At 60.8% G+C, this 12,224-nt stretch carries 9 protein-coding genes, 1 tRNA gene and 1 riboswitch; of the genes, 7 read left to right on the top strand and 3 right to left on the bottom strand.

Annotated features, from left to right (window positions below; all coding sequences use genetic code 11):
- The first annotated feature begins 11 nt into the window (after positions 1-11).
- The 5 genes from ACOYW0_RS15480 (at position 12) to ACOYW0_RS15460 (ending at position 6,377) form a co-directional block, all read left to right on the top strand.
- Positions 12-1,445, top strand: a complete 1,434-nt coding sequence (locus ACOYW0_RS15480; RefSeq protein WP_482414739.1) for a DUF3131 domain-containing protein — start codon at positions 12-14, stop codon at positions 1,443-1,445.
- Positions 1,433-3,478, top strand: a complete 2,046-nt coding sequence (locus ACOYW0_RS15475) for a DUF3131 domain-containing protein (RefSeq protein WP_482414738.1) — start codon at positions 1,433-1,435, stop codon at positions 3,476-3,478. The genes ACOYW0_RS15480 and ACOYW0_RS15475 overlap by 13 nt, the downstream gene beginning before the upstream one ends.
- A gap of 136 nt (positions 3,479-3,614) precedes the next feature.
- On the top strand, positions 3,615-4,448 hold the full coding sequence (locus ACOYW0_RS15470; protein WP_482414737.1) for an oxygen-binding di-iron domain-containing protein: 834 nt from the start codon (positions 3,615-3,617) through the stop codon (positions 4,446-4,448).
- Complete coding sequence (locus tag ACOYW0_RS15465) at positions 4,448-5,422, top strand: PP2C family protein-serine/threonine phosphatase (RefSeq protein ID WP_482414736.1); 975 nt, start codon at positions 4,448-4,450, stop codon at positions 5,420-5,422. The genes ACOYW0_RS15470 and ACOYW0_RS15465 overlap by 1 nt, the downstream gene beginning before the upstream one ends.
- The gene (locus tag ACOYW0_RS15460) at positions 5,415-6,377 is read left to right on the top strand and encodes a hypothetical protein (RefSeq protein WP_482414735.1); all 963 of its coding nucleotides are present in this window, start codon (positions 5,415-5,417) and stop codon (positions 6,375-6,377) included. The genes ACOYW0_RS15465 and ACOYW0_RS15460 overlap by 8 nt, the downstream gene beginning before the upstream one ends.
- Positions 6,378-6,419: 42 nt before the next feature.
- On the opposite strand, the gene ACOYW0_RS15455 is transcribed toward ACOYW0_RS15460, so the two are convergent.
- The gene (locus ACOYW0_RS15455) at positions 6,420-7,088 is read right to left on the bottom strand and encodes a hypothetical protein (RefSeq protein ID WP_482414734.1); all 669 of its coding nucleotides are present in this window, start codon (positions 7,086-7,088) and stop codon (positions 6,420-6,422) included.
- Positions 7,089-7,525: 437 nt separating this feature from the next.
- Positions 7,526-7,678, top strand: a riboswitch (FMN riboswitch).
- 211 nt (positions 7,679-7,889) lie between these two features.
- Here ACOYW0_RS15455 and ribB point away from each other — a divergent pair.
- Together ribB and ACOYW0_RS15445 are read left to right on the top strand one after the other, a co-directional pair.
- Positions 7,890-8,546 carry a 3,4-dihydroxy-2-butanone-4-phosphate synthase gene (gene ribB / locus ACOYW0_RS15450; protein WP_482414733.1) on the top strand — a complete coding sequence of 219 codons (657 nt, stop codon included), beginning with the start codon at positions 7,890-7,892 and terminating at the stop codon, positions 8,544-8,546.
- 297 nt (positions 8,547-8,843) lie between these two features.
- Entirely contained in the window at positions 8,844-10,280 is a 1,437-nt protein-coding gene (locus ACOYW0_RS15445; protein WP_482414732.1) for a hypothetical protein, read from the top strand.
- 74 nt (positions 10,281-10,354) lie between these two features.
- Here ACOYW0_RS15445 and ACOYW0_RS15440 read toward each other — a convergent pair whose 3' ends face one another.
- Together ACOYW0_RS15440 and ACOYW0_RS15435 are read right to left on the bottom strand one after the other, a co-directional pair.
- Positions 10,355-11,833: a rhomboid family intramembrane serine protease gene (locus tag ACOYW0_RS15440; RefSeq protein WP_482414731.1), complete on the bottom strand. Its 1,479-nt coding sequence runs from the start codon at positions 11,831-11,833 to the stop codon at positions 10,355-10,357.
- 262 nt (positions 11,834-12,095) lie between these two features.
- Positions 12,096-12,171: transfer RNA gene (locus tag ACOYW0_RS15435), tRNA-Thr, on the bottom strand.
- Positions 12,172-12,224: the final 53 nt, after the last annotated feature.

Here is a 12,224-nt window from a genome sequence, read left to right as displayed (position 1 = left end):
CGGGAGAGCCCATGGCCCGCGTTCCCCTTTTTGGCCCCATGCTGCTCGGCCTGCTCCTGCTCATGCTTGGAGCCATGACGGGCTGCGGGGTCATCGTCCGCGGGGTGGACCGGGGGGTGTCGGCCACGGCCAACTCCGACCTGTTCCACCAGGGGCGCCACGGGGAGCTCACAGAACAGGAAGAGACCTGGGCCAAAATCGCCTGGCGATACTTTGAGAACAACCACAACCCCAAGACGGGGCTCGTCAACTCCGTGGACCGCTACCCGGCCACCACCATGTGGCACACAGCGGACTACCTGGGGGCCATGGTCTCGGCCCGGGAGCTCGACATCATCACCCCGTGCGAGTTTGACGAGCGGCTCAGCCGCCTGATGCACTTTTTCAACACCATGCCCCTGTGCTTTAACGAGCTCCCCAACAAGGTCTACAACACCCAGACCGGGGCCATGGTGGACTACACCAACCAGCCGGGCGAAATCGGCTGGTCGGCCATGGATTTAGGACGGCTTCTGTCCTGGCTCTACATCGTCAAGTGCCGCTACCCCATCTACTCGGAGTACATCGACAAAGCCGTGCTCCGCTGGACCTTCTGCCGGGTGGTGGACAACTGCGGGACCCTCTACGGCGGCCTCAAGGTACACAACGCCGTGGACACCTTCCAGGAGGGGCGCCTGGGTTACGAGGAGTACTGTGCCAGGGGCTATCAGCTCTGGGGGTTTGACACGACCCAGGCCTCCCGCATTGAACCCTTTGAAAAGGCCACCCTGTACGGGATCGAGTTTCCCTACGACAGCCGGGACGTCCGGGAGACAGGCACTTACGCCCCGGTGCTGAGCATGGGCTACCTTTTAGACGGCCTGGAATTCAACTGGGACCGCACCGACCAGAGGCAGGGGTGGGACAGCATCCACAGCGACACGGACATGGCAACCATCGCCGACGCCATCTACCGGGTCCAGGAGGCGCGGTTTGAAAACGACCACGTCTTCACCGCCCGCACCGATCACCAGGTGGCCGGGCCGCCCTACTTTGTCTACGACTCCATCTTTGCCGCCGGGTACCCGTGGAACGTTATCTCGGACAGCGGCACCTACCACAAGGAGCAGGCCCTGGTTTCCACCCGGGCCGCCTTTGCCATGTGGGGCCTCTGGGAGACGCCGTACACCGACCGGCTCATGGAGCTGCTCCACTGCCTCAACGACCCGGAAAAAGGGTGGTACGAAGGCCGCATGGAGAACACCGGGAACCACATGAAGCTCATCACCGCAGGCACCAACGCCGCGGTGCTGGAGACCCTGTTTTACAAGGCCGACGGCAAGCTCTCGGCCTGCGTCGACCCCAATGAAGCGTTTCCCAGGCCCTATTACGACCTCAACGTGGAAAACCCCTTTACCGAGGAGGGCAAATGCCTGCCCCTGGAGCGAACAGGATGCGTCCCGTAACCCAAGCAAGCCCCCATGGCGGCCAAAGACGCCCTGGCCCGTGGCTCCTTGGGCTGTGCCTGCTCCTGTGGGCCTGGACCGCTGCGGCCGGTCCCCTGTCCGATCCGTCTCCCTTTGAAGACGGCTTCCGCCATGCCGAAGAAGAGGCCTGGCAACGCGCGGCCCAGACCTGGGTGGCCGACGGCGAGACCCACCTCAAGCGGTCCCGGGACCAGGAAACCCTTCGCCTGGCCGCCTGTTTCAACGTGTTTGCCTCCATCGCCTTTGAAAAGGCGAACAACGCAAGGGCTTACGTCACCTGGTCGGCTGCCGTGCGCTACTTCCTGGAGAGCAACACCTCCTGGGAGGCCCAGCAGGAGGCCCTCCGCCTGGAGGCCCACGCCATCGACACCCGGCTGAAGGCGGGCCTTTCGGGCAGCCTGCCCCTGTCTGGAAACGATCCCCAGCGGCGGCTCATGGACATGGTGGAGGGCCTGGGTCTCCTGACCTACAGCGGCCCGAAAGCAGGGCTCCAGGTACGGGACGTGGCCGACGACGAACCCGAGATCCGGGTCACTCGGAATTACTTTCCCCGGCCCCAGGCCCTTGCCGTCCGCGAGACACAGGCCCCGGCGGTACAAAAAGGGACCCGCCACGGCTCCCTGGCAGCAGAGGCCGCGTCACAGCCCAAGACAGAGGGTCTTCCGGGCAAAGGGATGATCCCGCCCCCCGCCACCGAGACGGTACCCACGGACGTTCCTCCGTTACCACCGCCGCCCGTCAGGGAGGAGCCCCTTGCCGCGTCCCCGGTCCAAGACGTGCCGGAGGCGGACGCCACGGTGGTCGAGACAGCCCCCAAGGCGGCCCCCATGCCCTTCACCACCCGGGGCAACCTCCGGAAAGCCGAGGGGTTCACCGCCGAGGACCTGGAGATCTCCCGCACGGCCTGGCGCTATGTCATCGAAAACTACCAGACCAACACCGGCCTGGTGAACTCCGTGCACAACTACCCCTACGCCACCCTCTGGGACCTGGGGAGCACCCTGGCCGCCTTTTCCTGTGCCATGCAGCTCGGCATCATCGGGCCTGCCGAGGGGAAGCAGAAGATCACCCGTTTTTTAGAAACCCTCCAGGTTGTGGAACTCTACAACAACGAGCTTCCCAACCGGGAATACATCACAAAAACCGGGGAGATGACGGATCTTGGCAGCAGGCCCAGCAGCGTGGGCAGCGGGTGGTCGGCCCTGGACATCGGCAGGCTCCTTATCTGGCTCAAGATCACCGCGGCCTGGTACCCGGACTTTGCGCCCATGGTGGACAAGGTGGTGGACCGCTGGACCTTTGACCGGCTGGTTCGGCACCGGGAGCTTAACGGCATGCTTTTTAACGGAGAGAAAGAGTGGCTTCGGCAGGAGGGACGCCTGGGCTACGAGCAGTACGCAGCCATGGGGGTGGCGCTTTTCGGAGCGGATATGCGAAACGCCCTTGATTACAAAGAGACGGACACGGTCACGATCCTGGGAAGCACCATTCGCCATGACACCCGGAACAAGGCATTTTTCACCAGCGATCCCTTTGTGATGGCCGCCATGGAGCTGGGATCTGTGGACGACACCTTTACGGCTCTGACCCATGATGTATACGGCCTCCAGCAAAAACGCTGGCTCAAGAGCGAGGAGGTGACGGCGGTGAACGAAGATGCCGTGAGCAAAGCGCCCTGGTTTGTCTACACCAACATCTATTACGAGGGGACGCCCTGGGCCTGTGTCACCCATAACGGCACCCCGGCCGACGCCTTTTTCTCCCTCTCCACCAAGGCGGCCCTGGGCTGGAGCGCCCTCTTTGACGACGCATACGCCACCGCCCTTCGCAAGGCCGTCGTCGGCCTGAAGCACCCCCGTTACGGCTTCTACGCAGGGAAATACCCGGACGGCACCATCAACACCTCCCGAAACATCAACACCAACGCCGTCATTCTTGAGGCGATGCTTTACATGAAACGAGGGTCCACCCCATTTCTATCCCGGATATTTCACGAAGGGATGAGAGAATAGATCTCATAACGCTAAGTTACACTCTGTATTCTGAAATATCTTAAGTCTTCTCAGTAACAAGCTGTAATGACGTTTTATTAATTTTAGCCTGGTCGTTTTCTCATGAAATGTCCGGGACAACCCAAGGAGTCTGTCCATGATCAACACCATCAACCTCAACCTCAACTACGACGACCCCATCAAAATCGCTGAAAGCATCTACTGGGTAGGCTTTTACGACGAGGAAACCGGGCTGCACTGCAACCCCTACCTCATCGTGGACGGCGACGAAGCCGTGGTCATCGACGGAGGCAGCCGTCCCGATTTTCCCACGGTCATGACAAAGATCCTTAAAACCGGCACCAACCCCTCGGCCATTCGGGGGCTCATCTACCACCACTACGACCCGGACCTCTGCGGCAGCGTCTCCGATTACGAAGACATCATCGAGCGGAAGGACCTGCGCATCATGTCGGCCCTGGAGAACAACTTCTTCATCCGGCACTACGGCCCGTCGGCAACCCTCATAGACATCGCAGACTACAACGACCGGTTCACCTTTTCGTCGGGACGCGTGCTGGAGTTCATCCGAACCCCGTATGCCCACAGCGCAGGCAGCTTCATCACCTACGACGAGTTGAGCGGCGTGGCCTTTACCAGCGATCTGTTCGGCAGCTACGGCAGTCAATGGGAGCTCTTCATCGGCCTGGACGACGAATGCAGGACCTGCAAGCACCTGGACGACTGCCCCAAGGGCAGGGACTACTGCCCCATCACCGACATTCTCACCTTCCACCAGATGATCATGCCCTCGGGCAAGGCGTTGAGACACGCCATCCGGCAGATTTTGAAGACCCCCGCAGGCATGGTGGCTCCCCAGCACGGCAGCGTGATCCCCATGGAACAGGACTTCCGGGCCATCGGAGAGAGGCTCATCAACCTTGACGGGGTGGGCATCGACAGGATCATTACAGACGAAGGAGACACCTGATGAACATAGAAGAGCTGGGCTTCCCGGAACTCAGCGGGTTCAAGCTCAAACGGGACATGGCCTACAACGTTTACAAGGCCGCCGTACGCTACCGTACGGAGAAGAAAGACCACGACCTCAACAACCGGGTGCTGAAAACCATCATCCTGCACTTCTCCCAGTCCCAGCGACAGCTCGCCGCCCTCAACCGCAAGCTTCTGGCTTCCCAGCAGGAGCTGGAGATCGACCTGAAGGCGGCCGCCGGGATCCAGGAGAGCCTGCTTCCCCAGTCCGCACCCAACGTCGAGGGGTTAAACTTTGCCTGGAAGTTTATCCCCTGCCAGAGCATCGGCGGGGACATCTTCAACGTCTTTCGCCTGGACGAGGACCACATGGGGCTCTACATCCTGGATGTCAGCGGTCACGGGGTGCCGTCTGCCCTGGTGACGGTCTCCGTATCCCAGCGCCTCAACGCCCAGAGCGGCATGCTGGTGAAAAAAAAGCAGGACGACCCGCCCCGTTACAGCCTCACCTCTCCGTCTGAGGTGCTTCAGGCCCTGGACGAAGAGTACCCCATGGAGCGGTTCGACAAGTACTTTACGGCGGTCTACCTCATCATCAACTTCAAGACCGGCCACCTGACCTACAGCAACGCAGCCCATCCCGCCCCCATCCTCCTCCACCCGGACGGCCCCCCGACCCTTCTCACCGAAGGAGGCACCATCGTGGGCATGGGGGGCATCATCCCCTTTGAAGAGGAGACCATCCGCCTCCGCTCGGGCAACAAACTCATCCTCTACACCGACGGCATGACCGAATCCCGCAACCTTCTGGGAGAGTTTTACGGAGACCAGCGCCTCCAGGATACCCTGGACGCCCACAAACACCTGCCCATCGACGAACTGCTCACCCGAACCCACGAGGACATGATGAACTTCGGGGAGAACGAACCCCTGGGGGACGACGTCACCATGCTGGGAGTTGAGTTTGTGTAGTCCCCGTCTCCCATGGGCTGCAAGCTTCGCCGCCCTGGTTCTGGCCCTGCTGTTCCACGTGCCCTGCCGGGGCGAAACAGCCCAGGAGATTTACCATGCGGCCTTGAGTTCCTTTTCCATGCCCTTAAGCGATCTTATGGAGAAAGAGCACGACTCGGAGTGGCGCAACCTCTTTTCCGGCTTCAGCGGCAACGTCGCCTTCAACTACCCCCTTGCAGACACCGTGGAAGAGTCCCGGGGGCCGGACGGCACCCAGACAGAATCAGGCTTTCGAAAGGCCACGGTATCGGCCACCTTCAAGTACAACCCCCTCAGCTACTGGTTTGCTTCGGTGACCTTTTACGGGTACCTGAACTTCGATGAGAGCAACCCCTGGTGCCCGGACTGTAGAGCTCCCTGGGACCCTGATTTTTCCTACGTCTTCGGCTACGACGACTGGCACCCCTACACCTTCAGCCTCACCTACGCCAACTACGGAGGCAACCGACTCAACCCGGACAAAGAAAAAGGGGAGAAGGTCACCGACTTTTCAAGCGGCACCTACTCCCTTGGCTGGAAATTCCTCATCCCCCGCAGCGTTGAAGAGCTCTTTATCGTTCACCCCACCGGCGGCCTGGGCGGCGGCATCAACTACAACCTCACCCCCACCTACTCCGACCTCGCGTCCGGCGAGGAGAAAAGCTGGAAACAGAGCCTCTCTTTAACCCTCAAGTACACCATCTACAAATGGTGGTACGCCACCATCACCTGCTATTACTACCCCCGGCCGGACCAGCAGCAGCCCTGGGACCCCGACTACACCTACGGCTTCGGCTACTTCGACTGGCACCCCGGCACCGTCTCCGTTCAGTACAACAACTACTCGGGCAACCGGTACCCCTGGAACGACTCCCCGGAGGATACCGGCAGCTTCAAGTACGGAAGCATCTCCGTTCTCTGGTCCTGGGTGTGGTGACCCGTGGAGCCCCAATCCTAAGGCGCCCCACGGGCCGCTCCCTCACTCAGCGCTCTCTTTGCCGCCGTTGCCTGAACGTGCCCCCTTGCCCGCCATCACCGTGCGCTCACGAAGCACGATAAAGTAGGCCAGAAGCGCCACCTTCTTCTCCCAGTCCATCTCCTGGTCCAGCACCGAAAGCACAAGGTCCGCCATCTCTGCGGCGTTCTTGGAGACCCCGGAGGCGATGCGAATACGGGAGACCCCTTCGGAGAGCTCCTTGAGCAGCGCCTGGTACATCTCGTTGGTGAGCTGGGTCTTGAACTCCGGCACCACGGCGTAGGGGACCACGTTGGAGGAGAGGATCCCGGCCAGGCAGAATACCTGCTCGTCCTTCTCTTCCCGGCCTTCCAGGAGCTTTTGCACCTCTGCGGCGGCCGAGTCCGGCTCCATGCGGTTGGAGAGGATGCTGCCCAAGGTGGCGTCCACCATGCTCCCCACCTTTCCGGTGAGCTCTTTCATCCGCTCCTGGGACAAGCCGCCCCCGTAGATGGGGTCTTCGGTCCGAAAGGCGGGAAGCCGGTAACGGGTCATGAGGTCCTTCAGCGCCACCTGGCGGTCATCGGGCTCAAGGACGGACCAGAAATCCAGAAAGGCGTCGGCATGATGGACGAGGCTCTCTGCCTTGCCGCCGATGAGTTTGGTCAGGGTCTCCTGCATGTCGTGGTTCATGGTTTGCCTCCAATTCATCCCGTTTTCATGGGGATCGTAGGTATATTCCGGTAAGGGTCCGGGGCCGTGACACGGGCAGAACCGAAGAGGTCGGTCTCCCCTTGTGAATGTCAGCCCCGAAGGTGTCGGCGGACCGCGGCGCGTCGGTCCGGCCGGTTGCCAATCGCACCAGGTTCAAGGCGGGCACAGGGCCCGGGCAGGAATGGGAAAGGGAAAGAATCGCTTGTGCAGGTCGCTGGAACAGAGCCCGAAAGGGCTGGGAGCAGGCGCAAACAGGGTCGTGGAGAGCAAGGCGGCGCACCGCCCCGGCAAGAGAAAAAAGAAACCTGTTTTCAATGGGATATATGCAACAATTATATATTTTTTCAATACGTTTGGCAACCGGAGCGTCAGAATACCCATTGACAAAGGGGGCAATCAGGCGTTTAATGGGTGCCACTTATTCTCAGGGCGGGGTGAAATTCCCCACCGGCGGTAAGCCTCAATGGCAAGCCCGCGAGCGCTCTTTCCGGTTCATCACCGGCGAGGGGACAGCAGATCCGGTGAGATTCCGGAGCCGACGGTTACAGTCCGGATGGAAGAGGATAGGATGTCCCCATACGGGGCTTGAACGAAATTGATTTTTTCGTTGTGCCCTGTTTCGTGATGCCTTTCGACGCGTGCGGCAAAGGATGGTCCTTTTGCCCACACCCCTTCCGTTAGCCCTGATTCTGGAAATCCTCGACCCTGGTGCATGATTTTTTTGTCTGGTCCCATGCGTGCCTTTAGGAGTCGGGTTAAACATTATCTGGAGGTTTTTCCATGAATCAGAATCTTCTCGAACAGTTTGGCAACCCCATTGAACGGGTTGAAAAGGCCCTTGAAGCCCTTCGAAACGGCAACGGTATCCTTGTTGCCGACGACGAAGACCGTGAAAACGAAGGCGACCTGATCTTTTCCGCCGAAAAGATCACCGATGCCCAGATGGCCCTGATGATCCGGGAGTGCTCCGGCATTGTCTGCCTCTGCCTCACCCCGGAGATGACCTACCAGCTGGACCTTCCCCAGATGGTTCCGGCCAACAGCTCCCAGTACGGCACCGCCTTCACCCTCACCATCGAAGCCGCCAAAGGGGTCACCACCGGTGTCTCCGCCAAAGACCGCGTCACCACCATCAAGGCTGCCATCGCAGACGGCGCCCACCCCGACGACCTCAACCGGCCCGGCCACGTCTTCCCCTTGAAAGCCAGGAAAGGGGGCGTGCTGGAGCGCGGGGGCCACACCGAGGCCACCGTGGACCTCTGCCGCCTGGCAGGGCTCAAGCCCACGGGCGTCCTCTGCGAGCTCACCAAGGAAGACGGCACCATGGCCCGCCTTCCCGACCTGGTAGACTTCGGAAAGAAACACGGGTTCCCGGTCCTTACGGTGGAGGACATTGTCCACTACCGCCGGACTGTGGAGTCCAGGCAGGTGGCCTGATCCAAGCCCTTCGTCCGGGGCCGGCTCAACGCCGCACCTTGTCGCGATGACATCACCTGACCTATGACAACCCGAATAAAAGGGGGCGCTGTCCCTCCTCCCGACAGCGCCCCTTTTTTGTTTTGTCCCTCCAACGCGCCGAACCGCACCCTTCTCCCGCAGCCCCCCAAAACAGCAGCATCTTTCCCATACGGTGTTTACCCTGCACAAATACCTGTGCTATGACCAATAACACCAACCATCCAAGAACAGTACGTATCGCCAACCGGACCACGACATCAGACCGAGCAAGGGCCCATGACCACTTACTGTCTCCACCACCCCCACGACCCTGCCCACTGGAGCTGCCCCCTCTGCGGCGGCACCTTCTGCAATGCCTGCGTAAAAACCAGCACCCATCGCACCCTCACCGTCGACCGTCAGATCACCCTCTGCCCGAAGTGCAACCGGGAGATGGACTGGATAGGTGCCCAGAACGCCATCGTCCCTTACTGGGAAAGGCTGCCCCACTTTTTCCTCTACCCCCTGACCACAAAGATCCTCCTCTTTCTGGGGGTGCTGGGCCTGCTTCACTACATCTTTGACCCGGAGAGCCTCCCGGGAGTGCTCGTAAGCATCTCCAGTTCGGCCCTGGTCCTCCGGTACGCATACCTGGCCCTGACCACCACAAGCAGCGGAGACCTGACCCCGCCGCCCATGGACGGTATTCCTTTGGGCAGCAGCATCGTCATTGTGCTGAAACAGGGGCTGGTGGCCTTTCTCCTCATCGTGCCATACGCCTTTGTCGTTACCATCGCAGGCCAGACCGCCGCCTACCTTCTGCTGGTCGTTATCATCCTCTGCGTCCCGGTCATCATCATCCTGCTGGCCACCTCCAACCGGGTACTCCACGCGGTGAACCCCAACGCCTTTATCCGCCTGGCCACCCGCATCGGCAGGGGGTACCTGGGCATGTTCGGTCTCCTCACCATCCTCTGGGGCGCCCCTGCCCTGGTGGTCGGCCGCCTGGCCCCCCATGTTTCCCCCAACTTTCTGAGTGCCCTCACCTGCGTCGTCAGCGGGTACTACAGCCTGGTCTCCTACCACCTCATGGGCTACGTCACCCTCCAGTACCATGAATCCATCGGGTACGACGTGGCCCAGGAAAACTTCAAGGCCGCCGCCACCCCCATGAAGGCCGCAGAAGAAAAAACCGTGGAAGATCCTCAGCTCAAGCAGGTCACCTTCCTGCTGCGGGAAGGCCGACTGGAGGACGCCCTGGCATATATCGGGGAGATCAAGGCACAGAAAGGAGAGTTGCCCACACCGGAGCTCTCGGAAAAATACTTCAGCCTGCTGAACATGCTTGGACACACTGAAAAGCTGACGGCCCACGGCCACACCCACCTTGACGAGCTCATCACCGCCGGAAAAAAAGAGGAGGCCTTAGCCGCCTATGCCGCCTGCATGGAAGCGGACCCGGACTTTGTCCCCTCGGCCGGTATCCTCTACCACATCGGCACCTGGACCAGCGACCGGGTCTCCCCTGAACAGGCCATCGCCATCCTCCAGCGAGCCATCCGAAACCACCCGGACGACCCCATGCTGCCCGCCATCTGGTTCCGGGCCGCCCGCATCTTAAACGACCGGCTACACCAGCACGACAAAGCGCTCAAGCTGCTGAACGGCATCCTCAAAAAATTCCCGGAGCACGAGATCGCCCCCCAGGTGAGAAACTACCTTTCGGTTATGTGATGTAAAGTTAAAGCCTGCCTCCGGCGGCGAGGCGAGCCACCTCGAAAGCAGATTGCCTTGGACTCGGGCTATCCTTACGAAACCAACTCCCCCATGGTTCGCTGAACCAGGGCGGCTTCGGCGGAGTCGGGAAACTGCTCCCGGAGCACAGCAAGGAAACGTCTGCAATGTGCGTCGTCCCCCTTTTGCTTGAAGTGGGTGGCGTGCCGCAGGAGGGCATCGGGAAGACCCGCAAGGTTCGGGGCTTTGCGGGTGAGCATCATGAGAAACCGATCGGCGTCGGCTTCCCGCCCGTGCCCTGGGAAGAACCCGGCAAGGGCAAGGTAGAGGGAGGGAGGAAATTTCACGGACGGAGCCCGTTCCACGTAATCGTCATAGGTACTGAGCACGGCCTCGGGCAGGGCGTTGTGGCGGAGCATGGCCGTGAGCACCGCCACGGCTGTCTGATGGTAAGCGGGGTCGTTGGGGGTATTCCGGGCAAGGGTGTAGAGCTGCTCCAGGGCCTTGGGATGCCCGGGTTCCAGGGCGAGCACCGATTCCAGGGCCGTTTTCGCACCGGCCACATCAAGCTGTGCCATGCAGGCCAGGGCCTCGTCCATCAACACGGTAACCCGGTCCTCCTCCGGCTCTGTGTCAAACACCTCCTTGACCTGCCCCTTGAGCACATGGGTAAAGAAAAGGGCGCACAGTCCCCCGGAAATCAGCCCGCCGATGTGGGCCATATACGCCACATGAGACACACCTCCGAAGAGCAGCTGCCCCACCTCGCAGGCCACCCACACGGGAAACAGAAGCCAGGCATGGGCCCACACCGTGTTGAAATAAAATCCCAGAGAATAGAACACCCGGATTTTGCGCCTGCCGAACAGAAGGGAGAACGCCCCCATGAGCCCGGCGATGGCCCCGGAGGCCCCCACCAGGGGCGTGGTGCTCGTGCTGTACACCAGCCCGAAAAGAACGGCTGAACAGACGCCCGTCACCACGTACCCAATGCCGTAGGCCAGGCTGCCGATGCCCAGCTCCAGGGCGCACCCCACCAGCCACAGAAAAATCATGTTGCCCAGAAGATGGGCCAGGCCTCCGTGGAGAAACATACAGGTTACCCAGGTCAGGGCCCTGGGCTTGTCCGGGATCAGGCCCCACCGTCGGGAGGTCATCTTGTTCAGGGAGTCCTCAAAAATGTCCCTGTTCAGGTGCCAGCGCCTGTAGCCGTCCATACCCGGGGAGATCACCCGGTTAGCTGTAAGCTCCCGCTGGAACGCCTCATCCTTCACCATCTGGCTGTAGCATTCCGGAAACGCCTGGGACTCCGGGTCCACGGCATGTCGGCATGGCCCACTCTCCCCTTCGTCGCCCCCCAGGTATTCGCGGTAGGCTGTCACCTCGGTCTCGTAGAGGCCCGACGCCTCGTAGTGCGCCATGGCAGCGTTATACGCGTCCTGGTCGGCCTGGTTGGTAAAAAAAAAGACCGCGCAGTTCAGCACGATCAGTGAGATGGTGACCACCGGCAGGTTTTTGAGGGTCAGCTTTCCGGTCAGTGGAACGACGAGCATGGGTGCCTCCGGGCGACAGCGCAGATGAGGGTAAATACCGGATCAACGGGCAAACGGGTCTGGGCACTACGGGCCGGAGGGACAAGGGCGGCAGGACAAAGGGGCGTCCGGGGCGATTTCTTTTCCCAAACCGGCGGAAAAAGCTTACAATGTGATATCGTTCAAAACAAGGGCTGTCAACCAGCGGGGCGGGCGTTTTCCACCACAAAAAAAGCCCGATGATCCTCTGTCGGGATCTTCGGGCTTGGGATGTTTCGTGGTGTGGAGCCAATGCGCGGATTCGAACCGCGGGCCTGCTCATTACGAGTGAGCTGCTCTGCCAACTGAGCTACATTGGCTCGACGGGCCCAAAATAGGCGAAAACCAGTGAAGCCGTCAAGAGGAATTCCGC

Source organism: Desulfoluna sp. HI9BLuna, from assembly GCF_056829775.1.
The sequence above is the reverse complement of the archived record's forward strand: the minus strand, read 5'-3'. Positions and strand labels throughout refer to the sequence as shown.

Bases quoted from the DNA above. Each gene is read 5' to 3' on its own strand.
- ACOYW0_RS15480 (WP_482414739.1), top strand. From the start codon at position 12: ATGGCCCGCGTTCCCCTTTTTGGCCCCATGCTGCTCGGCCTGCTCCTG.
- ACOYW0_RS15475 (WP_482414738.1), top strand. From the start codon at position 1,433: ATGCGTCCCGTAACCCAAGCAAGCCCCCATGGCGGCCAAAGACGCCCT.
- ACOYW0_RS15470 (WP_482414737.1), top strand. From the start codon at position 3,615: ATGATCAACACCATCAACCTCAACCTCAACTACGACGACCCCATCAAA.
- ACOYW0_RS15465 (WP_482414736.1), top strand. From the start codon at position 4,448: ATGAACATAGAAGAGCTGGGCTTCCCGGAACTCAGCGGGTTCAAGCTC.
- ACOYW0_RS15455 (WP_482414734.1), bottom strand. From the start codon at position 7,088: ATGAACCACGACATGCAGGAGACCCTGACCAAACTCATCGGCGGCAAG.
- ribB (WP_482414733.1), top strand. From the start codon at position 7,890: ATGAATCAGAATCTTCTCGAACAGTTTGGCAACCCCATTGAACGGGTT.
- ACOYW0_RS15445 (WP_482414732.1), top strand. From the start codon at position 8,844: ATGACCACTTACTGTCTCCACCACCCCCACGACCCTGCCCACTGGAGC.
- ACOYW0_RS15440 (WP_482414731.1), bottom strand. From the start codon at position 11,833: ATGCTCGTCGTTCCACTGACCGGAAAGCTGACCCTCAAAAACCTGCCG.